At 75.7% G+C, this 23,247-nt stretch carries 20 protein-coding genes and 1 pseudogene; 15 read left to right on the forward strand and 6 right to left on the reverse strand.

What is annotated here, in order from left to right; translation table 11 throughout:
- Positions 1-22: 22 nt before the first annotated feature.
- Positions 23-556 carry a type III secretion system chaperone family protein gene (locus tag IHE55_RS15710; protein ID WP_197989598.1) on the forward strand — a complete coding sequence of 178 codons (534 nt, stop codon included), beginning with the start codon at positions 23-25 and terminating at the stop codon, positions 554-556.
- 31 nt (positions 557-587) lie between these two features.
- Here IHE55_RS15710 and IHE55_RS15715 read toward each other — a convergent pair whose 3' ends face one another.
- The 4 genes from IHE55_RS15715 to IHE55_RS15730 form a co-directional block, all read right to left on the reverse strand.
- Entirely contained in the window at positions 588-2,207 is a 1,620-nt protein-coding gene (locus IHE55_RS15715) for a hypothetical protein (RefSeq protein ID WP_197989599.1), read from the reverse strand.
- A gap of 735 nt (positions 2,208-2,942) precedes the next feature.
- Positions 2,943-3,230 carry an acyl carrier protein gene (locus IHE55_RS15720; protein ID WP_197992036.1) on the reverse strand — a complete coding sequence of 96 codons (288 nt, stop codon included), beginning with the start codon at positions 3,228-3,230 and terminating at the stop codon, positions 2,943-2,945.
- A 14-nt stretch (positions 3,231-3,244) separates the two neighbouring features.
- Positions 3,245-4,279, reverse strand: coding sequence for an HAD-IIIC family phosphatase (locus IHE55_RS15725; protein WP_307826680.1), 1,035 nt, complete (start codon positions 4,277-4,279; stop codon positions 3,245-3,247).
- Positions 4,280-4,396: 117 nt separating this feature from the next.
- The gene (locus IHE55_RS15730) at positions 4,397-5,050 is read right to left on the reverse strand and encodes a GNAT family N-acetyltransferase (protein WP_197989600.1); all 654 of its coding nucleotides are present in this window, start codon (positions 5,048-5,050) and stop codon (positions 4,397-4,399) included.
- A 32-nt stretch (positions 5,051-5,082) separates the two neighbouring features.
- On the opposite strand from IHE55_RS15730, the gene IHE55_RS15735 reads away from it, so the two are divergent.
- Positions 5,083-5,382 (forward strand): hypothetical protein, encoded by a 300-nt coding sequence (locus tag IHE55_RS15735; protein ID WP_197989601.1) that lies wholly within the window; start codon positions 5,083-5,085, stop codon positions 5,380-5,382.
- A gap of 89 nt (positions 5,383-5,471) precedes the next feature.
- Here IHE55_RS15735 and IHE55_RS15740 read toward each other — a convergent pair.
- Positions 5,472-6,098 (reverse strand): annotated as a pseudogene (locus IHE55_RS15740) (bis-aminopropyl spermidine synthase family protein); the annotation flags it as partial.
- Between the two features lie 1,396 nt (positions 6,099-7,494).
- Here IHE55_RS15740 and speD point away from each other — a divergent pair.
- The 3 genes from speD (at position 7,495) to IHE55_RS15755 (ending at position 9,375) form a co-directional block, all read left to right on the forward strand.
- Complete coding sequence (gene speD / locus IHE55_RS15745; protein WP_197989602.1) at positions 7,495-7,875, forward strand: adenosylmethionine decarboxylase; 381 nt, start codon at positions 7,495-7,497, stop codon at positions 7,873-7,875.
- Positions 7,876-8,114: 239 nt separating this feature from the next.
- Positions 8,115-8,342 (forward strand): DUF3073 domain-containing protein, encoded by a 228-nt coding sequence (locus IHE55_RS15750; RefSeq protein WP_197989603.1) that lies wholly within the window; start codon positions 8,115-8,117, stop codon positions 8,340-8,342.
- Positions 8,343-8,469: 127 nt separating this feature from the next.
- A complete protein-coding gene (locus IHE55_RS15755; RefSeq protein ID WP_197989604.1) occupies positions 8,470-9,375 on the forward strand; it encodes a 4'-phosphopantetheinyl transferase family protein in 906 nt (301 codons plus the stop codon).
- A gap of 23 nt (positions 9,376-9,398) precedes the next feature.
- On the opposite strand, the gene IHE55_RS15760 is transcribed toward IHE55_RS15755, so the two are convergent.
- The gene (locus IHE55_RS15760) at positions 9,399-10,568 is read right to left on the reverse strand and encodes a pyridoxal phosphate-dependent aminotransferase (protein WP_197989605.1); all 1,170 of its coding nucleotides are present in this window, start codon (positions 10,566-10,568) and stop codon (positions 9,399-9,401) included.
- 860 nt (positions 10,569-11,428) lie between these two features.
- On the opposite strand from IHE55_RS15760, the gene IHE55_RS15765 reads away from it, so the two are divergent.
- From IHE55_RS15765 to IHE55_RS15810, 10 genes are all read left to right on the forward strand, one after another.
- The gene (locus IHE55_RS15765) at positions 11,429-11,950 is read left to right on the forward strand and encodes a DUF2617 family protein (protein ID WP_197989606.1); all 522 of its coding nucleotides are present in this window, start codon (positions 11,429-11,431) and stop codon (positions 11,948-11,950) included.
- 346 nt (positions 11,951-12,296) lie between these two features.
- Complete coding sequence (locus IHE55_RS15770) at positions 12,297-13,547, forward strand: SRPBCC domain-containing protein (RefSeq protein WP_197989607.1); 1,251 nt, start codon at positions 12,297-12,299, stop codon at positions 13,545-13,547.
- A 186-nt stretch (positions 13,548-13,733) separates the two neighbouring features.
- Complete coding sequence (locus tag IHE55_RS15775) at positions 13,734-14,561, forward strand: aldose epimerase family protein (RefSeq protein WP_197989608.1); 828 nt, start codon at positions 13,734-13,736, stop codon at positions 14,559-14,561.
- Positions 14,562-14,571: 10 nt separating this feature from the next.
- Positions 14,572-15,111 (forward strand): orotate phosphoribosyltransferase, encoded by a 540-nt coding sequence (pyrE, locus tag IHE55_RS15780; RefSeq protein ID WP_197989609.1) that lies wholly within the window; start codon positions 14,572-14,574, stop codon positions 15,109-15,111.
- 412 nt (positions 15,112-15,523) lie between these two features.
- Complete coding sequence (fbaA, locus tag IHE55_RS15785) at positions 15,524-16,546, forward strand: class II fructose-bisphosphate aldolase (RefSeq protein ID WP_197989610.1); 1,023 nt, start codon at positions 15,524-15,526, stop codon at positions 16,544-16,546.
- A gap of 296 nt (positions 16,547-16,842) precedes the next feature.
- Positions 16,843-18,390: an MFS transporter gene (locus IHE55_RS15790; protein WP_197989611.1), complete on the forward strand. Its 1,548-nt coding sequence runs from the start codon at positions 16,843-16,845 to the stop codon at positions 18,388-18,390.
- Between the two features lie 325 nt (positions 18,391-18,715).
- Positions 18,716-19,129, forward strand: coding sequence for a DUF3151 domain-containing protein (locus IHE55_RS15795; RefSeq protein ID WP_197989612.1), 414 nt, complete (start codon positions 18,716-18,718; stop codon positions 19,127-19,129).
- Positions 19,130-19,324: 195 nt separating this feature from the next.
- Positions 19,325-20,185 carry a tryptophan 2,3-dioxygenase family protein gene (locus tag IHE55_RS15800; protein WP_197989613.1) on the forward strand — a complete coding sequence of 287 codons (861 nt, stop codon included), beginning with the start codon at positions 19,325-19,327 and terminating at the stop codon, positions 20,183-20,185.
- Between the two features lie 25 nt (positions 20,186-20,210).
- Complete coding sequence (locus IHE55_RS15805) at positions 20,211-21,686, forward strand: kynureninase (RefSeq protein WP_232266398.1); 1,476 nt, start codon at positions 20,211-20,213, stop codon at positions 21,684-21,686.
- Positions 21,687-21,847: 161 nt separating this feature from the next.
- Positions 21,848-22,942 carry an alpha/beta hydrolase family protein gene (locus tag IHE55_RS15810; RefSeq protein WP_307826681.1) on the forward strand — a complete coding sequence of 365 codons (1,095 nt, stop codon included), beginning with the start codon at positions 21,848-21,850 and terminating at the stop codon, positions 22,940-22,942.
- Positions 22,943-23,247: the final 305 nt, after the last annotated feature.

The raw sequence follows: 23,247 nt of genomic DNA on the forward strand, positions 1-23,247 counted from the left end.
ATCCGTACGAAGGGAAATCCCGGTGAGCATCGACCCGTCCTCGATTCCGAACTTCGGGGGCCAGCCCGAGCCGGAGCCGACCGGCCCCGTGGGCCCGGTCATTCCGGACCAGGACCTGGTCAAGCAGCTTCTCGAACAGATGGAGCTGAAGTACGTCGTGGACGACGAGGGTGACCTCGCCGCTCCGTGGGAGCAGTTCCGCACGTACTTCATGTTCCGCGGTGAGGAGGAGCAGCAGGTCTTCTCGGTCCGTACGTTCTACGACCGGCCGCACGAGATCGACAAGAAGCCGCAGCTTCTGGAGGCGATCGACGACTGGAACCGCCGCACCCTGTGGCCCAAGGTCTACAGCCACACCAACGACGACGGCACTGTCCGCCTGATCGGTGAGGCGCAGATGCTGATCGGCACCGGCGTCAGCCTGGAGCACTTCGTCTCCAGCACCGTCAGCTGGGTGCGTGCCTCGATCGAGTTCGACCGCTGGCTGGTCGAGCAGCTCGGCCTGGAGGCCGAGATCGACTCCCCCGACGGGGAGAAGCCGGACGACGAGGGCTGAGCGGCCCTCCTCCACCGCCCCGCGGGCCCGGTCACAGCGGTACGGGCGCCACGGTGAGCAGGTACGTGCCGTACAGGCTGCAGAGCCCGGTCAGCGCCACGGTCGTCACCACGACCGTGCGCGGCCGGGCTCTCGCCATGGCCAGCGCGGCCGGGATCAGCAGCGGGAAGGCGGGCAGCAGGAACCGGGGCTTGGAGGCGAAGTAGTTCGCCCCGCCGTACGCGATGACGACCAGCACCAGGGTGTACACCAGCAGCGCCGCCGGCGGGCGGTCCAGCACCAGCAGCGCCAGCAGGACCAGTGCCGCGCCGAGCACCGCGAGCGTCATGTAGTCCGCGAGCACGTCCCGGCCGGTGAGCAGGTGGCGCACCGACATCAGGGTGTCCCGGCCGAAGTCGAAGTGCGACCCCCACTCGGCCTGTACCCGGAAGTAGCCCAGCGGGCCGCCGCGCCGGAGCCCCACCCAGCCGATGTATCCCAGCCAGCCCAGGGGCGCCAGCACGGCGGCGCACCATATCCGCCGGCGGGAGGGGCGGCGTTCCGCGCCGGGCGGCCCCGCGGTCCCCGGGCCGGCCGGGGCCCGGGTCGCCCCGGCGGGCCCAGGGGCTCCGCCGCCGGCCTCCGGTCCGGTGTCCCGCTCTGTGGTGCCCCGCTCTTCGGTGCCCGGCTCTCCCGGGTGCCGTGGCCCGGTGCCCTCGGGTCCGGCCCCGGCGGGACCGGCGTCCCGCGTTTCTGCGTTCTCGGGTCCGGGGTCCCCCGGGCCGGTGTCCGCCGGCCGGGCGATATCCGGCCGGGTGATCTCCTCGCCGGTCCCGGCCGCCGCGCCCGTCCCGGCGGTGGCGCACGTCCCGGTGGTGCCGCGCGCGGCCGGGACCGTACGCCGTGCCTCCGTGCGCCACACGGCCGTACGCCACGTGCCCGCGCGCGGCGCGGACGCACGGTGCCGGGGTCCCGCCCGCCGGCGCCGGGCGGCCACCGGGCCCAGTGCGGTGGCCGCCGCGCAGCAGCACACCGCGGCGGCCACGGCTATGCCGTTGGGCCGGCACACCCCGGCCAGCAGCGCCAGCGAGCCCGCCCACAGCCAGCGCCCGGTCAGCAGCGCGTACAGGGCCCAGGCGGCGAGCGCGGTGAGCACCGGCTCGGTGTACGCCATGGACTGCACGATGCCGTGCGGCAGCAGCGCCCACAGCGCCACCAGGCACACCGCCGCCCGGTCGCCGTACAGCAGCCGGCCCACGGCGTGGATGCCCCAGGCCGCGGCGCCCGCCGCGATCCAGGCCACCACCAGCCCGGCGGAGACCGTGCCCAGCGGGGTGACGGTGGCGACGGCGCGCGCCAGACCCGGGAAGAGCGGGAAGAACGCCAGGTCGCTGAGGGCCCGGCCGGGCGAGGGGGAGGCCGGGTCGTAACCGTCCCGGGCGATACCGGCGTACCAGACCGCGTCCCAGGAGTGGCCGAGCAGGGTGCGCGGGTGCTTGCCGATGTGCCAGGCCCACACCGCCATGCACCCCGTCGCGGTGAGCCGCACCGCCGCGTACACGGCCAGGGCGGGGGCGGCCCGGCGCAGCGACTCCAGGACGGCGGCGAGAGCGGGCCGGGCCGGGCGGGGCCGCGGGGCCTGCAGGGTCACGGCGGTGTCGGCTGCGGACACGGGGAGCACCTCCGGGACGTTCGTACGGCACGGCCACGTCGGGGCGGTCAGCACCGAGCCCCCGGGAATGCGGCGGGGGCTCGGCACCATCGACCCTCCGTCATCCGGGCCCGCCGCGCGACCGGGATGGTCCGTTAGGGCGCCCGCCGGGTCCCCGCGACGGCGCGGGGGCGGTCCCCGGCGGCCCGGTGCCCGGGCCCGGACGCGGGTCGGGGGAGCGGGCCGGGTGGTCGTCAGGGGCGCCCGGGGGCGCGCGGTCGGCCACGGCCCGGGGCGCCGGCCGGCGAGCGCCCGGGGGCGCGGGGAGTGCGGATCAGGGGCGCGCGAGATGCGCCGGGGGCACGCGGTGAGGCCGGTCAGGGGCGCGCGGCCCGGTCGTCAGGGGCGCGGAGCCGTGCCGGAAGCACCGGCCGGGCACCGCGCGGCGCCCACGGGTCGGGTACCCGGGGCGCGACAGGGCCGCCCACGGACGCCCTCCCGGCCGGACGAGGTGGAACGCCCCGGGCCGGCGGGCCGGTGAGTCGGCGGGCCACCCGGGGCGTACCTCCGCCGCAGCAGTCGGCCCCCAGCCGGCCGTCCGTCCGCCCGCCCGACGCCTCCGCGGGCAGGCCGCGTCCCGCCGGTCCGGCGCAACCGCGCGCCCGTCCGCGTCCCGCCGGAACGCACGCCCCCGTCCGCGGCCCACGCCGCACCCGCGTGGCCTCCCGCGGCCGGGCCGCGGCCTCGCGCGGCGCGCTAGACGCGTTCGGCCACGAAGTCGCGCAGCGTGGCGATCGACTCCAGGGAGTCCAGGTTGAGGTCCTCGTCGGCCACGTCCACGCCGTACTCCCGGCGGATGGCGCCCAGCAGCGCCGCGCCCGCCAGCGAGGACAGGGCGATCCGGGGCCCGAACAGCTCGGTCCCGGCGGGCAGCCGGTCGATCTCGCCGCGGTCCACCCGCAGCGCCTCGGCCAGCATCCCCCGGATGGTCCGCTCCACCTCGGACACGGTGCGTTCCTCGGACACGGTGCGGTCCTCCGCCATGGTTCGTACGCTCCTCAACGACCGGACAGGGCAAGCCAGGACGGGAACTCCGGCAGCGTCCCGTCCAGCGGCCGGCCCAGGGTGAGGGGGGCCGACCGGTCCCGGCCCGGTTCGCCGATCACGCGCAGCCCGGCCTGCCGGAAGAGCAGTCGCAGTTCGACATTGGCCGAGGTGGGGCGGGAGACCACCCGGAACTCCGCCGCCCCCTCGTCCCGCGCCCGGTCCATCAGCCAGCGCAGGAACGCCACCGACACCCCGCGCCCGGCGATCCGGCAGGAGAGCGCCAGCAGCGGGACCGTCCACGCCCCGGGGGTGCGCTCGACCAGCGCCGTGCCGATCATCCCGTAGTCGCCGAACCGGTCCTCCAGCTCCGCGACGAGCACGGTGGTGCCGCCGTCGGCGAGTGACGCCCGCAGCGTGCCGGGGTCCAGGTCCAGGCCCGAGGAGTTGAGGCGGTGGGTGCGGGTGGCCAGCTCCGCCACCCGGGGCAGGTCCTCGTCCCGGGCGGTACCGAGGGACAGCCGCATCCGGCAGGAGTGCAGGAACTCCTCCCGCGACCCGGCGAACCGCCGGCGCTCCTCCTTGCGCACCGCCTCCGCGCGGTAGCGGCTCACCCGCCGGCGCGCGTCCTCGGTCACCGGCCCGGCGGTCAGCGCGGCCAGCAGCTCGGGCACCTGCTCCGGGGCGAGGGTGGGGACCCCCGGCAGCATCGCCGCGACCTCGGCCCGCTCGTACGGACTGTCGTCCACCAGCAGCAGCGCCTCCACCGCGATGCCCAGGTCGTCGGCGATCCGGCGCAGCGACTCGCTCTTGTCCTGCCAGCCGGCCTGCGGCGCGACGAACCGTTCGGCCAGCGCGGGGTCCGCGCGCAGCTGCTCCAGCACCGCCGGGTCGGTACGGCTGGCGACGCTGCTCAGCACCCCGCGCTCGGCGAGCGTGCCGATCGCCTCCAGCACCCAGGGGCGCGGCGTGGGCAGCGCGCCGGTGGGGGACTCCACCGCGATCCCGTCCCACAGGGTGTTGTCCAGGTCCCACACCACGCACTTCACCCGGTCCGGGGTGAGCCCGTCGGCCGGGGCGCTCCCAGGGCCGGCGGCCGTCCCCTTCCCCGGTACCGGCCCCGGTGCCCGGTCCGGCCCCGGCGGGGTGATCGGCGGGCGGCGGGTTCATCGCGCCGCCCGGCCGGCCGGCACCAGGCGCAGCTTCATCGACATGTGGGTCGCCTCGAAGCCGAACTTCCGGTACATCGTGCGCATCGGGACGTTCCCCGCGTGCACCTTGCCGACCACCTCGACCAGGTCGTGTTCGACGGCGAAGTCCAGCCCGGTGGCGATGAGCAGTTCGGCGATGAGCGGGCGCTGCTCGATGTCGGCCACCGCCAGCGAACGGAAGTTCGCGTAGCGGTCGCCGGTCATCGTGTTCTGGTTGTCGCTCATCCACAGCCAGCCCACGGCCTTGTCGTCGTCCGGGCGGGTGGCGACGAACATGCCCTTGCGGGACTTCTCCATCGCCTTCGCCAGCCGGGTACGGTGCCGGGCCGGGTCGTCCACCGCGGCGTCCCCGAAGGAGATCTTGGCGATCTCCACCTCGAAGTCGGCGATGGCCGGGATGTCCCGCACGTCGGCGGGCCGGACCCGGAACGGCGCGGCCAGTTCCTCGTACCGCGGCCGGTCGCCGGACGGCGGCCAGGCGGTGACGCCCCGGTCCGCGGAGCCCGCCGGGGCGGTGCGCGTCCGGCCGGCACGGTCGTCCCCGGCACGTGCCGGGACGGACGCGGCCTCGGGGGCGGACGGGGCCGCCGGGGTGACCGGGGCGGTCACCGAGGGGCCCAGGGGCGGCGGAGGCGGCGGAGGTGACAGAGGAGCCCGCCGGGGCGGAGCCGTCCGCGGGGCGCGGAGCCGGCGCGGGGTCGCGGTCCGGCGCGGTGGTGCCGGCGTCCGCCGAGGACGGCTCCGGGCCGTCCTCGGTCACACTCACCAGCTGGCGCGGCCGGAACGGCCCGCCGCCGCAGTGCGGGCACCCCTCGGCGCGCAGCGCGGCCACCGAGGGCCAGCGGCTGCCCGGTCCGACGGGGGTGCGCGCCAGGCAGGCCACGCACTCGTACTCGCGCTGCCGGGAGCGCTTGTCCCGGGTGTACAGCGGGCCCTGGTAACTGCCCACCGCCGCCTCGGTGGCGCTGGTGGTGAGCAGGTGCTGGAAGAAGCCCGAGCCGCCGAGGATGCCGCTGCCCTCGTACTCGTTGAAGTTGTGGATGAAGCCGTTGACGACCAGCCCGAGGTTCATGATCTCCTGCTGGACCTCGAACATCTCGTTGGGGCTCTTGGCGCCGAACGAGAAGAAGATGCTGTTCGCCGGGCCGGGCCGGATGCCCTCGACGGCCCGGGAGAGGAACAGCCGCGCGCCCTCGGGGGTGTACGGCGGGTCGGTCATCGCCGCGTCGAACTTCCCGTGCAGCCGCTCCGGCAGCGGCTCGCGCAGGTCGTGCCGGACCGTCTCGACCGGGAAGTCCAGCTCGGCGGCGACCTCGGTGATGTGGCCCAGGATCTCCGGCGAGATGTCCACCACGGTCAGCCGCTCGACCAGCGGGGACCCCAGGACGTCACCGACCACCGCGAGCGCCAGCGAGATCATGTCGTCGTCGCCGACCAGCAGCAGCGATCCGCCCGGCAGCACCCCGGCCTTCAGCAGCGCCAGCACCCGGCGGACCTTGGTCTCGGGGGTGCACCGGGACTGGTCCAGGCTCATGTCGGCCCCGGGACCCGTCTCCATGAGCGCGCCCAGCCGCCGGACCGCCTCGTCCAGCACCGAGGGGATCACCAGCTGGCGGCCGTCGCACTCCACGCAGGTCGCGTCGAGGGAGAGGTCCATGCCCAGGCCCGCGACGAGCCGGACGCCGGCGGGGGTGAGGCGGGACGGCCGCTTCTCGGTCAGCAGGCCGCGGCGGCGCAGCTCGTTGCCGACCGCCGCCACGATGGGCACCGGGAGGCTGGTGGCCCGGCTGATCTCCTTGGTGGAGGCCGGGGCGAGCCGGCGGATGGCCCGGAGTACGGAGCGCACACCCGGGACGCCTTCCTGCAACCGGACGGCGTCGGCGACCTCGTGCAGAAGCCGGTCGGCGTCGGCGACTCGCGCGCCGGTCACCGCGGAGTTCCCTGTGACCGCGGAGTTCCCTGTGTACGCATGATTTCGGAGTATAGACCGGGCCGGGGGGCCCTCCCGGGGCACGCGGGGCCGCCCGCCGGCCGCGCCGTGAACCCCTCTCCGGCCTCTTCGTCGCCCGCGGCCGGGGCCGGCGGGCCGGAGCCGGGATCGCCCCTGAGCGGCGGAATCAGGTCGCCCGTGACCGACGGGATCAGGTCGTCGGTGCGCGGCCGGGAGAGGTCACCCGCGAGTGGCCGGACAGGTCACCCGTGGCCGGCCGGAGGGTCGCCGGGACCGGCCGGGACGGGGCGCCGGGACCGGCCGTCCGGTGACCGGCACCGCCCCCCCGGTGCCGGTCCTCCCGCACCGGGCCCACGGGATCCGTCGGGACCGTCGCCCGGAACCGCTGCCCGGGACCGGGCCCGGCCCCGCCCGCCGCCGTGGCGGTGAGGCCTCCCCCGGGGCGCCGCGGAAAAAGCCGGGGGCAATGCCGGCGGCCCGCGGTGGTCAATTCCGGGGGGCGATCAATTCGGTGAGGGGAAAGCGGCCGGGAACGGCTCGGGGGGGAACACCCGGTGGCGGATCAACCCCGGTCCGTACCCGGCGCGGAAGAAGATCCCGGCCGGGATCCGCCGGGCCGGAACGGAAAAACTCCGGCCCGCTTCCGCCCGGTGGCACCGGCGGGGCCGCCGGAAGAACCACCCCGGCACCACGCATTGTGTGTCGCTTTTCACTATGCGCACTCCCCGTCGAAACCGCGGTCCCGGACGGCCGCCAATTCGCCAGCGGTCCGATCCGCCCCGGCCGTTCCCCGGGCGCCGCGTCCTCGCTGGTGAGCGGGGTGGGGGCGGCGGCGGACGGGCGGCCGGGGGCCAAGCCCGGGGGCGGTCCGCGGGGCCCGCGGCCGGTTAATCAACGGCGCCTGGAGCCACCCGCGTTGCGCCGGCACCGGCCGCTGTGTGGCGGGAGGCGTCGCGATGGTGGATGCTAAAATTGTGTGTTCGCGACGACTTGGGTGCCGCCAGCGGGGCCGCCGAAGATCGCGTATCGGACTGCGGAATTCCCTGTAGTGCACGGAACGGAAAGGAGACGGGGACACCCTCCCGGGCGTTTCCCCATCGCCATGACGAACGACCTCGCCAGCGCCCCCAAAGACATAAACGTCGACGACCTGTGCTCGTACGCGGTGGACCTCTGGGTCGCCGACCCGAGCATCCTGACCGACGAGGCCCGCCTGCTGGAGGTCCTTCGCACCGCCGCCGCCAAGGGCAACGCGAAGGTTCTCGGCGAGTCCTCGCACGTGTTCCCCAACGGTGCGGTGACCGCCATTCTCCTGCTGTCGGCCTCGCACCTCAGCATTCACACCTGGCCGGAATTCAACCTCGCCAACGTGGACTTGCTCGCGTACGGCCGCCTGAATGGCGAGCGCATGATGGAAAGCATCGAGGTCGAACTGGCCCCGACCCGCATCAACGTCTCCCGTCTGCTGCGCGCCGTTCACTGAGCGTCGTTTCCGCGATTGCCGCGGCGGAGTGATTCCGCAGGCCTTTCCGCGGTCCTTCAGAAGCCTTACCGCGCCCCTTCCCCGGAAGCCCCGGGAAGGGGCGCGCGTCTTCCCCCCGTTCCCTCCGCCGGAGCGTCGGGAGGCGAGGGCGCGCATGGTAACGTAGGCGGGGTGACGTAAGCAGAGAGCGGTTCCGTCGCTGACCGGCCGCACCGCTCCTATTCCCAGGAGACGCCGCTATGGGACGTGGTCGTGCGCGCGCCAAGCAAGCGAAGGTAGCTCGGGAGCTTAAGTACCACGCTCCGGCGACAGACTTCGCGGCCCTGGAGCGGGAACTCTCCGTAAAGATCGACAGGCCGCTCGACGAGCCGGACGACTTCGCATACGACGGCGATCACGACCGTGATCGCCTCGATGAGCGTGAGTTCGCCCAGCAGCGGCCCTTCCCGTCCCGCCGCCGGGGCTGAATTCACGCCGCGGGTCCGGACAACTCCGCTCGGTCGCCCGGTCACCGGGAACGATGACCCGGGCTGTCCCGGCCGTGGGGTCCCCCGGACGCCCGCGCCGCCCACCCTCGGCACCCGCTGATCCGCCATGCCCCTCCATGACTTCCCGGAGCCGCCCGCGGGCCCGCTCCCGGACGGTGTGGTGCGGGTGTGGTGGGCCGGCACCGATGACGCCGACGAGCGGCTGTGCGGGCTCCTCGACCCGGTGGAGCGCGCCCGCCACCGGGAGACGGCCGCACCCGCCGACCGGCGGCGCTTCCTGCTGGGTTGTGCGATCACGCGGGTCGCGCTCGGCGGCTACCTGGGCCTGCCCCCGGAAGAGGTGCCCCTGGTGCGGCGCTGCCCGGTGTGCGGCGGCCCGCACGGCAAGGTGCGGCTCGGCCCCGTGACCCCGCCGCCCGGCGACCACCACGCTCCCGGCCGGCCGGCCCCGGCGCCCGGGGAACTCCCTGCGTGCCGCCCGGCGGCCCCGTGCCCGGACACCGGCGCCCCGGCCCCCGACGCGCACGCCGGCGCCCCGGTGCCCGCGGTACCGCGGTTCTCGGTGACGCACAGCGGCGGGCTGGTCGGGGTGGCGTTCCACCGGGGCGGCGAGGTGGGCCTGGACGCCGAGGCGGTGGACCCGGGGCTGGACGTCTCCGCAATCGCGCCCGGGGTGCTCACCGCGGGCGAGCTGGCCGAGCTGGACCGGCTCCCGGCGGACGGGCGGCTGCGCGGGTTCCTGCGCTACTGGTGCCGCAAGGAGGCCGCGGTGAAGGCGGTGGGCACCGGCCTGCGGACCCGCTTCCGGGACCTGGGGGTCACGCCGCCCGGTGCGCCCCCGGCCGTCACCGCCTGGCCCGGCCGGCCCGCCACGGCCCGGGCCCTGCACCTGACCGACCTGGACGTGACCGGGAGCCACCTGGCCTGCCTGGCGGTGCTGGGCCGGGCCCCGGCGGCGATCGTGCACCACCGCGCCGGCCCGGCACTGCGCCGCTGGGCCGCCACCCGCTGACCCGCCGCCCCGGACCGGCCCCGCTACCCGCGGCCCAGGCCGCTCAGCCGGGCCGCGGCCTCCCGCAGGATCTCCTCGCGTTTGCAGAAGGCGAACCGGACCTGGGTGCGGCCGGCTTCCGGGTCGTCGTAGAAGACCGCGTTGGGGACCGCGACCACGCCGCACCGCTCCGGCAGGCTCCGGCAGAAGGCGAGGCCGTCCTTCTCCCCCAGGGCGGCGATGTCGGTGGTGATGAAGTAGGTGCCCTGCGGCCGGAAGACCGTCAGGCCCGCGTCGGCGAGCCCGCCGGCCAGCAGGTCACGCTTGGCGCGCAGGTCCTCGCGGAAACCGGTGAAGAAACCGTCCGGCAGGCGCAGCGCCTCCGCGACCGCGTACTGGAACGGGCCCGAACTGACGAAGGTCAGGTACTGCTTGGCGGTCCGCACCGCCGCCACCAGCGGGGCCGCCCCGGTCACCCAGCCCACCTTCCAGCCGGTGAAGGAGAAGGTCTTGCCCGCGGAGGAGATGGCGACGGTCCGCTCCCGCATGCCGGGCAGCGAGATCAGCGGGGTGTGCTCGCCCTCGAAGACCAGGTGCTCGTAGACCTCGTCGGTCACCACCAGCAGGTCGCGCTCCACCGCCAGCTCGGCGATGGCCGCCAGTTCGCCGGGGTTGAGCACCATGCCGGTCGGGTTGTGCGGGGAGTTGAGGAGCAGCAGCCGGGTGCGCGGGGTGACCGCGTCCCGCAGGGCGTCGAGGTCCGGCCGGAAGTCCGGGGCGCGCAGCGTGAGCGGCACCCGGGTGGCGCCGGCCATGGCGATGCAGGCGGCGTAGGAGTCGTAGTACGGCTCGAAGGCGATCACCTCGTCACCGGGCTCCAGCAGGGCGAGCAGGGTGGCGGCGATGGCCTCGGTGGCGCCCGCGGTGACCAGCACCTCGGTGTCCGGGTCGAAGGAGAGCCCGTAGCGGCGCGCCTGGTGCTCGGCGACGGCGGTACGGAGTTCGGGGACGCCGGGCCCCGGCGGGTACTGGTTGCCCCGGCCGTCCCGCAGCGCGCGCACCGCCGCCTCGCGGACCTCCTCGGGCCCGTCGGTGTCCGGGAAGCCCTGGCCCAGGTTGATCGCGCCGGTGGCGGCCGCCAGCGCCGACATCTCCGCGAAGATCGTGGTGCCGAGCCCGTCCAGCCTGCGGTTCAGCAAGGGCCTGCCGTTCATGTCCCCATCACTCCCACCACTTGAAGGTTCCCCGGCCGCCGCCCCGCCCGGACGGGTGCCGTCCCGGGCGGTGGTGCGGGTGCCCGGCCGGGTGTGCGCCCGCCGGGCGGTCGTGCGGTCCATCCTCGCCGATGCGGCGCCGCGGTACAGCTCCCGGTCCGGTGGCGTACCCAAGCTCTGGACTTCCTCAACTCCGCTTTGACCGCGAACCGTCCCGGGCAGGACACCGGCACGCGGAACACGCGGATGACGGAGCGGACCTCGCTTCGGGGGAGAGCAAGGAGGGTGAGGGTCCATGGTGGTCTTCTGGATCGGGGTGGGCATCGCCGTGATGATCGGCGTCCTGGGCACGGTGCGTTCGGGCTCGGGCAAGCGCGCCGGCGGCACCTACCGCCGGAGCGGCACGGCGTCGGGCGGTTCGTCCCACACCGGGGGAGGTGCCTCCTGCGGGGGCGGCGGATCGTCGTGCGGCGGAGGCGGATCGTCCTGCGGCGGCGGAGGGTCGTCCTGCGGCGGAGGCAGTTCGTCCTGCGGCGGTGGCGGCGGGGGCGGCTGCGGTGGTGGCGGCGGTTGCTGAGCCGCCCCACCGGAGCATGAACCAGGTTGTCCGGGTCTGCGCCCGGCGCGCCGGCGCGCGCCGGGCGCTTCGTTGTTGAACAGGTGAACGCCTGTGCGCCCGAGGGGATGGAAACCGCATGAACATGGGAAAAAACCCTGTGGCGCCGCGCATTTCATGATTCTGTATTCCTGGACCCTACGCACCCCACGTAGGCACGAGCCGGCGTACCCCCCGTTGCCTCTGGTCCCAGCCAGGGCGGTCCGGCCCCACCTCCCTTACTGCGTGCTTGCGGAGCCGATTCATGCTCACGACCCTGAAGACGGCCTACACCGACACCCGTGCCGCCGATCTCGCCTGGTGTCTGGGACGGGAACCGCTCCCCTCCCTGGCCGTACTGGATCTCGAATTCCCGGAAACCACCGTGCAGTTGAGGCTGCTCGGCGCCTCGCACCAAGTCATCCTCGACGGTCCGGGCGGCACCTGTTCGGAGACGGTGGCCTGTATACCCGGCAGCAGCACCCCGCTGCCCCTCGGCGTCTCGACCCTGGTCGGCGACCGGGAGTACGAATTCGCGGCACGCGTGGAGACCCTTTCCCGGGGTTCCTTCGCGGGCCGGGCCCAGGAGTTGCTCGCGCTCGTCACCGACCATCCGCACGGCCTCGCCGGGACGTTCCCCGGCGACCCGCACGCCTTCACCGCGATGCTCGCCCAGAGCCACGAAGGCCAGATCAAGTGGCGCACCTGGCACGCCTACCCCCAGGAGGGGCGGCTGGTGGCCACCCGGACCCGGGTGGGCTCCCGGGTCACCGCCGCGACGCTCTGAAGGGCCGGCCGCCGCGGTACGGCCGCCGCGGGATCGGCCAGGCCCGGGTACCGCCTCCCCGCCGGACCCGCGCCCCTGCGGCACCCGTACGGGACCGCCCACCCGCGGACCCGTACGGGAACCCGTTCGTCCCCGTGCCGTACGGAACCCGTCCCCGGACCCGTAGGGGACGGGGAACCCGTACGGGACCGGCGGCCCCGGCCCCTGCGGAACCCGGGCGCGTGATCGTTCGCACGGGCGTGCGATGCGCCGGATGGGGTGCCTGCGGGCCCGGAGGAGTGGCGGCGCGCGAAAGTTGCGTGCGGGGGAGCACTGCGCGAGGTCCGCGTGGGTAGGCTCGGTCACCATGGAGCATGAGGTGTTCGTTCCGCACCCCGTCGACACCGTGCGGCGGGCCCTGGCCGATCCGGCCCGTGTCGCCCGCAGCATTCCCGGCCTCCAGCAGGACGCGGACCAGCTCTCGGGCCTCCAGGACGCGGACCGGCTCCCGGGCTCGCTCGCCGGGCGGCTGCGGGTCCGCGTCGGCGGACACACGATCACCTACCGTGGCGCGCTCCGGGTCGTCGAACGCGACGGCGCCTTCGACGTCGAGGGCGAGGGCAGCGAGGTGCGCGGCGACGGTTCGGTGAAGCTCGCGCTGACCGTGACGTGTACGCCGGCGGAGGGCGGGACCGCGCTGCGCTGCGCCGGCACCGTCAGCGCGCACGGCCGGCTGGCGGAGTTCGGCCCCGAGACCACCGGCCCGGTCGCCCGGCGGATGCTGGACCGTTTCGCCGCCGGTATCGGCGAGGGCATCGAACGGACCGGGGACGACGGGCCGGGCGCATCGGACGCGCGGAGCGCGCGGGGCCTGGACGACGCACGGGACACGCAGGGTGCGCGGGGCGGGGCGGAGACCCCGGACGCGGCGTCCGGTACCGCCCCCGGTCCGTCCGACGAGCCGCCCGCCGGCCCCTCGCCGGAGCACTCCCGGGCGCAGGAACGGGATGCCGCCGGGGCCGAGGACGCCCGCCCCGCAGGCCCGGACGACGCCGGTCCGGACGAAGGTGGTCCGGCCGGGGCCGGGGAGGACGGCACGGCGTCCCCGGGTACGCCGTCCGTCTTCGACGCCGAGGTGCCGCCGCCGGCCCTGGACCCGCGGAGCGACGAGGACCGGACGGGCACGGACGACCGGGCGGGAGCGGACGCCGGGCGGAACGGGGACGCCGGGCGGAACGGGCGCGCCGACGTCGGGGCGGACGACGACATCGACGACGAGGACTTCGAGGTCATCGGGAGCGTCGGGGACCTGGACGGCGTTCCGCCGATCGGGGACCTGGACGGCGTGGCACCGGGCGGGGGTGTGGACGGCGTGGATCCGCTCGCCCCGCTCGACCCCGACGGGCCGCCCGCCGAGGCGGCGCACGCCCGCCGCACGATGATCGGGCGGAGCACCGAGGAGGTGGACCACGCGCCGCCGCGCGGCCGGTACGCGCCGGTGCCGGCCGCCGATGCCGCCCCCGCGTCGGCCACCCTGCGCTGGGCAGCCCCCGCCGCCGCGTTCGTGGTCGCCTCCGCCGTGGTGGTCGGCCGGCGGATGCTGCGCCGCCGCCGCTGAACCGCCCCGGACCGGCCGCCGGGGCCGCTCTGCGAGCCCGGCACGCCGTGGCCGGACCCGGTCCCGGCCGGTGAGCCCGGCCGAGGTCCGGCCGGTGGGCCAGGTCACCCCGACGGACCCGGGCCCGGTCGCCGTGGCGCAGCGGCCCGGGCGGCGGGCGGGGCGGCGGGCGCATAAGGTCGGAGCGTGACCACCCATGACACAACGGAGACCCAAGGCGTACGGCTGGCCGCCGGGGACGCCGAGCTGACCGTCCTGCCGGAGAGCGGCTGCCGCATCGGCTCGCTCCGCATCGGCGGTACCGAAGTGCTGCGGCAGGGCGCCGGGTTCGGCTCGTTCCCGATGGTGCCGTGGTGCGGCCGGGTGGAGCTGGGCCGCTTCCGCGACGGCGCGGACGTCCACCAGCTCCCGGTCAACGCCCCGCCGCACGCCATCCACGGCACCGGGCGGGACACCGCCTGGCGGACCGCCCGGACCGACGGCACCTCGGCCGCCTTCACCTACGACCTCGCCGCGCCCTGGCCCTGGCCGGGGCGGGTCACCCAGATCTTCGACCTCGCCCCCGACGGGCTCACCATCAGCATGGGCATCGAGACCATCGGCGACTCCTTCCCGGCCCAGATCGGCTGGCACCCGTGGTTCCTGCGGAACCTCGGCCGGGGCGGCGAGGACGTGAAGATCCACTTCGACGCCGCGTGGCAGGAGGAGCGGGGTGCGGACCACCTGCCCACCGGGAACCGGGTCCCGCCGCGGCAGGGCCCCTGGGACGACTGCTTCGGCATGCCGGACGGGGTGGACGTCACCCTCACCTGGCCCGGCGAACTGGAGCTGAAGGTGACCAGCCGCTGTGAGTGGGTGGTGATCTACGACGAGCAGCCGGAGGCGGTGTGCGTGGAGCCGCAGACCGGTCCGCCCAACGGTCTCAACACCCTTCCGCGCCTGGTCACGCCCATCGAGCCGCTGGAGGCGGCCACCAGCTGGCGGTGGCGCGGACTGGGCCCGCGGAGCGTTTAGGCTCGTCGCCATGAGCGATGCGCGTGACGCCCTGCTGCGGCAGATCAAGGACAAGGCCGTGGTCCACGGCAAGGTGACCCTCTCCTCCGGACGCGAGGCCGACTACTACATCGACCTGCGCCGGGTCACCCTGGACGCGGAGTCGGCCCCCCTGGTCGGCCAGGTCATGCTCGACGCGACCGCGGACCTGGAGTACGACGCCGTGGGCGGCCTCACCCTGGGCGCCGACCCGGTGGCCACCGCGATGCTGCACGCCGCCGCGGCGCGCGGGCGGAAGCTCGACGCGTACGTGGTGCGCAAGGCGCAGAAGACGCACGGCATGCAGCGCCGGATCGAGGGGCCGGACATCGCGGGGCGCCGGGTGCTGGTGGTCGAGGACACCTCCACCACCGGGGGTTCGCCGCTCACCGCGGTGGAGGCGGCCCGGGAGGCGGGTGCCGAGGTCGTCGCGGTGGCCACCATCGTGGACCGGGGCGCCGCCGGGGCGATCGCGGAGGCCGGGCTGCCGTACGTCACCGCGTACACGCTCGGCGACCTCGGCCTCGACTGACGCGACCCGTACGACCGGGCCCCGGTGCGACCGGCCCCCCGGTGCGACCGGCCCCGGTGAGGCCGGGGCGTGCCACCGCGGGAGGCTGATCCGGCTCGACCGCACGACGGGACCGGGCGGCACGGCCGGCACGTGCGACCCGGGCCGGTTCCCGGTTCCCGGTCGATGGTTTCCGGTCCGGTGTTCCCCGTCGCGGGGTGCCCGGGCCGGGGCCGGGCCCGGCCGCCGCAGGGCCGTTGGATTGCGCCGAACGGGGCGATGTTCCACGTGAAACATCGCCCCCTCTTTCGTGCGGCGTCCCGGGCACCGTATGGATCGCGCGGGGGAGTCTGGGAGGATGGCCCCGACGAGGATGTCGCCCCCCTAGGTCAGGGCCACCGAACGAACCCCGCACATCACAAGGAGCGGTCAGATGCCCATCGCATCCCCCGAGATCTACAACGAGATGCTGGACCGGGCGAAGGCAGGCAAGTTCGCCTACCCGGCGATCAACGTGACATCGACCCAGACCCTGCACGCGGCCCTCCGTGGTTTCGCCGAGGCCGAGAGCGACGGCATCATCCAGATCTCCACCGGTGGTGCGGAGTTCCTGGGCGGCCAGTACAGCAAGGACATGGTCTCCGGTGCGGTGGCGCTCGCCGAGTTCGCGCACGTCGTCGCCAAGAAGTACCCGGTCAACATCGCCCTGCACACCGACCACTGCCCCAAGGACAAGCTCGACGGGTACGTCCGCCCGCTGCTGGCGATCTCGCAGGAGCGCGTCGCCGCCGGTCAGAACCCGCTCTTCCAGTCCCACATGTGGGACGGCTCGGCCGAGACGCTGGACGACAACCTCGCCATCGCGCAGGAGCTGCTCGCCGAGGCCGTGAAGGCCCGGATCATCCTTGAGGTGGAGATCACCCCCACCGGCGGCGAGGAGGACGGCGTCTCCCACGAGATCAACGACGAGCTGTACACCACCGTCGCCGACGCCGAGCGCACCGCCGAGGCCCTCGGCCTGGGGGAGAAGGGCCGTTACCTGCTGGCCGCCTCCTTCGGCAACGTCCACGGTGTCTACAAGCCGGGCAACGTGGTGCTCCGTCCCGAGCTGCTCCGTGAGCTCCAGGACGGTGTGGCCGCCAAGCACGGCAAGACCGACCCGTTCGACTTCGTCTTCCACGGCGGCTCCGGCTCCACCGAGGAGGAGATCCGCACCGCGCTGGAGAACGGTGTGGTGAAGATGAACCTCGACACCGACACCCAGTACGCCTTCACCCGTCCGATCGCGGACCACATGTTCCGCAACTACGACGGTGTGCTCAAGGTGGACGGCGAGGTCGGCAACAAGAAGACCTACGACCCGCGCAGCTGGGGCAAGCTCGCCGAGACCAGCATGGCCGAGCGCGTCACCAAGGCGTGCGCGGACCTGCGCTCCACCGGCACCAAGCTGAAGTAACCATCCTGCCCCGGGGCGTGCGGCCCCCGGTTCCGGCCGTCGGCCGGGCCGGGCCGGCCGGTGCCGCGGGGTACGCCTCCGGCGCCCACGGGCCCGGTGCGCCGTCGGTACCCACCGGCGGGGCACCGGGCCCGCGCCGTTCCCGCCCGGCCCTGCCCGTGCCCGGTGTGCGGGTGCCGGGCGGGGTTCCCGAGCGGCCCGGGCCGCTCCCTGGGGTCCCGGGCCGCTCCCTGGGGTCCCGGGCCGGTGGGTGGTGTGCGGTGGCCGGGCGGGCCGGTCACGGGGACGATCGGGGTATGAACGGGTCCGCGCCGGTGGCCGAGGCGCCCGGAGCGGTCCGGCTCGCCACCCCCACCGGGCGCCGGGTGCTGGTCACCACGGTGCTCGGCTCCGGGATGGCGCTGCTGGACAGCACGGTCGTCAACGTGGCGCTGCCCCGCATCGGTGCCGACCTGGACGCCGATCTCGCCGTGCTCCAGTGGACCGTCAACGCCTACATGCTCACCCTGGCCGGACTGATCCTGCTGGGTGGCGCGCTCGGCGACCGCTACGGCCGGCGCAGGATCTTCCTCGTCGGCGTGGTGTGGTTCGCCGTCGCCTCGTTCCTGTGCGGGCTGGCGCCGAACGCCGGGGTGCTGGTCACCGCCCGTGCGCTGCAGGGGGTCGGCGGCGCGCTGCTCACCCCCGGCTCGCTGGCGCTGATCCAGGCCACCTTCCACCCCGACGACCGGGCGCGGGCGGTCGGGGCCTGGTCCGGCCTGGGCGGGGTGGCCGCCGCGGTCGGGCCGTTCCTCGGCGGCTGGCTGGTGGACGGACCCGGCTGGCGCTGGGTGTTCTGGCTCAACGTCCCGCTGGCGGTGCTCTGCGTCCCGGTCGCGCTGCGGTCGGTGCCGGAGTCGCGCGACCCGCGGGCGCACGGCCGGTTCGACGTCACCGGCGCCGTGCTGGCCGCGCTCTGCCTGGGCGCGGTGACCTACGCGCTGATCGAGGCGCCGGACGCGGGCGCCTCGCCGGCGGTGGTGACGGCCGCGGTGGCCGGGGTGCTGCTCGGGGTGGCCTTCTGGTTCTGGGAGCGGCGCCGCCCGGACCCGATGCTGCCGCTGTCGATCTTCTCCTCCCGCCAGTTCACCGCCGTCAACGTGGTGACGCTGTGCGTCTACGCGGCCTTCGGTGGTTTCTTCTTCCTCGCCGTCCTCCAGCTCCAGATCTCGGTCGGGTACTCGGCGCTGGCGGCGGGCACCGCGCTGCTGCCGACCACGATGCTGATGCTGCTGCTCTCCTCCCGCGCCGGGGACCTGGGCACGCGGATCGGCCCCCGCATCCCGCTCACCGTGGGCCCGCTGCTGTGCGCGGCGGGGCTGCTGCTGATGGCGCGGGTGGCCGAGGGGGCGTCCTACTGGCGTGACGTGCTGCCCGCGCTCGTCGTCATGGGCGCCGGCATGGTGGTGCTGGTGGCCCCGCTGACCGCGACCGTGCTGGCCTCGGTGGACGTCGGCCGGGCGGGCCTGGCCAGCGGCATCAACAACGCGGCGGCCCGCGCGGCCGGGCTGGTGGCGGTGGCCGCGCTCCCGCTGCTGGCGGGCCTGGACCCGCACGACTACCGGTCGCCGGACCGGTTCACCGACGCGTTCCGCTCGGCCATGGTGATCTGCGCGCTGCTGCTGGTGGTGGGCGGACTGATCGCCTGGGGCACCGTACGGTCGGACGCGCTGGAGCCGGAGGCGCCCGGCGGGCCGGAGCGCTGCCACGCCGGGTGCCGTACGCACTGCGCGGTCTCCGCGCCGCCGCTGGACCCCGGTGAGGAACCGGCCGCCGCGCCGCCGTCCGGACGGGGCGGGCCATGACCCGGCGGACGCACCCCGGCACGGCTCATCCCGTCATGGCGCGCCCGGTCACGACGCGCCCGGTCACGACGCGCCCCGGCACGGCGCGCCGGCGCCGCCTCCCGCCGGCCGGGCCCGTACAGACGCCCGCCGGGCCGGTACGGATGCCCGTCGGGCCGGTACGGATGCCCGCCGGGCCCGTGCGGACGCCCGCCGGGTCCGGCGGGGTGCCGGACCGGTGGCCGCGGTGCGGACCCGTCCGGCCGTCCGCCGGGGCGGGACCGCGTCCGCCGGTCCGGGCCGTCCGGGCGGGGTACCGGGGCGCCCGGTCCGGCAGACTGGAGCCATGGCCATTCACGAGAACCTGCTCGGGGGACCGCCCCCGACCCACCTGCCCGACGACCCGGAGCCGCGCGAACTGCTCGCCTCCGGTGCGGCGCCCGCCGAGGTCGCCGCCAAGTACCCCGGGTCGTCCCTGGCCTGGGCCCAGCTCGCCGACGAGGCGTTCGAGGCCGGCCGGGTGGTCGAGTCGTACGCGTACGCCCGCACCGGCTACCACCGCGGGCTGGACGCGCTGCGCCGCAACGGCTGGAAGGGCCACGGCCCGGTGCCGTTCGAGCACGAGCCGAACCGCGGCTTCCTCCGCGCGCTGCACGCGCTGGCGCGCGCCGCGCAGGCGATCGGTGAGCAGGACGAGTACGAGCGCTGCTCGACGTTCCTGCGGGACAGCTCCCCCACGGCGGCGGACACCCTCGGCTGACGGGCCGCGAACCCGTACCCGGGCCCGTCTGCCGCGGAACCTCCGCCAGGCGGGCCCTTGCCGTATGCACGAGTCGCCACGGATGATGCGGGCGGGGCTCCCGTGATGCCGGGACCCCGAGGGGACCGGGGCTCCGATGCCGAGAGGAAGGGGCGGACCGCTACCCGGGAGCACGTAGTACGAGGAGAAGCAGTGATGTCGCACCATCACGATGCGCCCGACGCCCAGCACGGAAACGAGCCGGAGAACCCGTTCCTCGATTTCCAGGGCACCACCCCCTACGAGGACTACGTACAGGCGGACGTCCTCACCCACCTCCAGCACCCGCTGTCCGACGATCCGGGCGAGATGGCCTTCCTGGTCACCACGCAGGTGATGGAGCTGTGGTTCACCGTCATCGTCCACGAGTGGCAGACCGCCGCGCAGGCCCTGCGCGGTGACGACCTGCCCACCGCGCTGGCCGCGCTCAAGCGCTCCACCTACGAGATGGAGTCGCTCAACGCCTCCTGGAAGCCGCTGGCGCACCTCACGCCCGGCCAGTTCAACGCCTACCGGTCGGCGCTCGGCGAGGGTTCCGGCTTCCAGTCCGCGATGTACCGCAGGCTGGAGTTCCTGCTCGGCGAGAAGTCGGCGTCGATGCTCGTCCCGCACCGGGGCGCGCCGCGCGTCCACGCCGAGCTGGAGAAGGCGCTCACCGAGCCGAGCCTGTACGACGAGGTGCTGGCGTACCTCGCCCGGCGCGGCTGTGACATCCCCGCCGCCGTGCTCGACCGCGACCTCACCCGGCGGTACGAGCCCGACCCGGCCGTGGAACGGGCCTGGCAGCGGATCTACAGCGAGGCGAAGGCGGACGAGAGCGACCTGATCCGCCTGGGCGAGGCGCTGACCGAGGTGGCCGAGCTGGTCTGGCGCTGGCGCAACGACCACCTCGCCGCCACTCGCCGGGCGATGGGCGCCAAGCCCGGCACCGGCGGCTCGGCGGGCGTCGCGTGGCTGGAGAAGCGCGCCGCGAAGAACGTCTTCCCCGAGCTGTGGACGGCGCGCAGCCATGTCTGACACCGCTGAGCAGAGCACCCCGCCCATGACCGTCACCGGTCCCGGGGACCGGTCCGGGGCCGCCGGCCGCCCGCTGGCGGCGGAGGCGGCCCGGCTGGACGCCGCGGACCCGCTGCGCGCGCTCCGGGACCGGTTCGTCCTCGACGAGGAGACCGTCTACCTGGACGGCAACTCCCTGGGCGCGCTGCCCCGGGGCGTCGCCCCGAGGATGGCCGAGGTGATCGGCCACGAGTGGGGCCGGATGCGCATCCGGTCCTGGGAGGAGAGCGGCTGGTGGACCGCGCCGGAACGGGTCGGCGACCGCATCGGTGAGCTGATCGGCGCCGCCCCCGGCCAGGTGGTGGTCTCCGACTCCACCAGCGTCAACGTCTTCAAGGCCGTGGTGGCGGCGGTACGCGTCGCCCGCGCCGACGCGGCGGAGGCGCCCGGCGGCGCGCCGGACGGGCCGGTCCGGGACGAGATCCTGGTGGACGCCACCAGCTTCCCCACCGACGGCTACATCGCCGAGTCGGCGGCCCGGATGACCGGCTGCGTCCTGCGGCCGGTCGCCCCGGGCGAGATCGTCGGGGCGCTCGGGCCGCGCACCGCGGTGGTGCTGGTGAACCACGTGGACTACCGCACCGGCCGGCTGCACGACCTGCCCGGCATCACCGCCGCCGTGCACGCGGCGGGCGCCCGGGTGGTGTGGGACCTGTGCCACAGCGCGGGGGCGCTGCCGGTGGGGCTCGACGAGCACGGCGTGGACCTCGCGGTCGGCTGCACGTACAAGTACCTCAACGGCGGACCGGGCGCGCCCGCCTACCTGTACGTGGCACGGGCCCTCCAGCCGCGCTTCGACTCGCCGCTCCCGGGCTGGAACTCCCACGCCGACCCGTTCGGCATGGAGCCGCGGTACACCCCCGCGGACGGGGCCGTCCGGGGACGCGTCGGCACGCCCGACATCCTCTCCCTGCTCGCCCTGGAGGCCGCGCTCGACGCCTGGGACGGGGTCGAGGTGACGGCGGTACGCGCCAAGAGCCTGGCGCTGACCGACTTCTTCCTCCGCTGCGTCGGCGCGTACGTGCCGCCGGGCCGGGTGGAGCCGGTGACGCCCGAGGCCCACGGTGAGCGCGGCAGCCAGGTGTCGCTGCGCTGCCTCCCCGGACGCCCGGCCGGTGCCGGGACCGGGAACGGCGCCGGGGCCGCGGCGGGTGCCGGGTCGGGGGCGGACGGTGTTCCGGCGGCGGGCGCGGTGATGGCCGAGCTGATCCGCCGCGGTGTGGTCGGCGACTTCCGCCGCCCGGACGTGCTGCGGTTCGGCTTCACCCCGCTGTACACCGGCTTCGCCGACGTGGAGCGCGCGGCATGGGTGCTGGCGGAGGTGCTCCGCGACCAGGACGCCGCCGGGGGCCCGGCCGCCCCCGGTGACCCGGCCGCGGTGCCGGCCACGGGCCCGCGACCGGCCGCGGACGCCGTGCCGGCCGCCGGCGGGGGCGCGGGGAAGGAGGCACGCCCGCTGTGACCGGCAGCCGCGAGCCGGACGACCGTGTCACCCCGGCCGGCGGGCAGGCCGGGCCCGGCGGCCGGGCCGCCCGGCCGGGCGCACGGGGGGCCGGCGACCGTGCCGCCGCCGGCCCCGGCCCGGTCGGCGGGCCGCGTCCGGCGGGCCCCGGGATCGGGCCCGTGTCCGAGACCGGGGTGGCGGAATCCGCGCCCGAGCAGGGCGGGTCCGTGACCGGGCAGGCGGTGGCCACGGCCGGGGCCGGCCCCGCGCACGACGGTGCGGCGGCCGGGGCCCGGGCGGAGACCGGGGCGGAGGAGGCGGCGGCGGTCACCGGGGCGGAGGAGGCGGCGTTCTTCGCGCTCGCCGCCGTCCCGCCGGACGCGACCGTCGCCTACGGCAGCCACCCCGACCAGGTCGTCGACCTCTACCTGCCGCCCGGGGACGTGGACCCCGGGCGGCGGGGCGGGGCGGACGGTGCCCCGGCCCCCGTGGTGCTGCTGTTCCACGGCGGGTTCTGGCGGCAGGCGTTCGACCGCCTGCACCTCACGCCGTGCGCCGCCGCGCTCGCTCGGGCCGGCGTGCCGGTGGCGCTCGCCGAGTACCGGCGGGTGGGTGGTGCGGGCGGCTGGCCGCAGACCTTCGAGGACGTCGCGGCGGCCCGGGACGCGGTGCGCCGGCACCCGGTCGCGGCGGGCCGCCCGCTGGTGGTGGCCGGCCACTCGGCCGGCGGTCACCTGGCGCTGTGGCTCGCCGCCACCGGGGCCGCCCCCGGCGACCGGGTGGTGGCCGTGGCGCCGGTGGCGGACCTCGCCCGGGCGCACGAGCTGGGCCTGAGCCAGGGGGCGGTCGCCGCCCTGCTCGGCGGTTCGGAGCGGGTGGCCGGGCTGCTGGCCCGGACCGATCCGGTGCGGCTGCCGCCCGCCCCGGTCCCCGTCACCGTGCTGCACGGCACCGCCGACCCGGACGTACCGGTGGAACTGTCGCGGCGCTACGTCGCGGCGGTGACGGCCCGGGCGGACACCGCGGCCGGTGCCGCCGGGGCCCGGCCGGACGACGCCGCCGGGGCCCGGTCCGGTGCCGCCCCCGACGGCCGGCCCGGCACCGCCGTCGCGCCGTCCGGCGTCCGGCCGGTCCTGCGGGAGCTGCCCGGCGCCGGTCACTTCGTGGCCCTGACCCCGGGCACCGGCCCGTTCCGGGAACTGCTCGACGCGATCCGCCACCCGCCGCCGTACCACGGGGAGAGCGCCGGGCCGGGCTACCCTGCGAGGAGATGAGCGAGGCGTGTGCGGCCTGCCGCACACGGAGCACGGAGCACGGAACGCGGCGCACCGCCGGACCACCCGGACCGGGCCGACGGCGGTGCGCTCCGGCCGCACGGCCGGGAGCCGGCACCGTACGACCGGTTCCGGGCCGTACGACCGGTTCGGGGGCGTACGACCGGAACCCGGGCCGGGCCGTACGGACGGACCGGCACCCGGCCCGTCACCCCGGCCCGGCGTGCCGTGGCGGCTGGCCGGGCCGACGCGGGGAGCCGGACCGCCGCGTCACTCGGGGAACCACCCCCGCCCCCGGGAACGAC

It is taken from the genome of Streptomyces pactum (assembly GCF_016031615.1).
Lineage (GTDB): Bacteria > Actinomycetota > Actinomycetes > Streptomycetales > Streptomycetaceae > Streptomyces > Streptomyces pactus.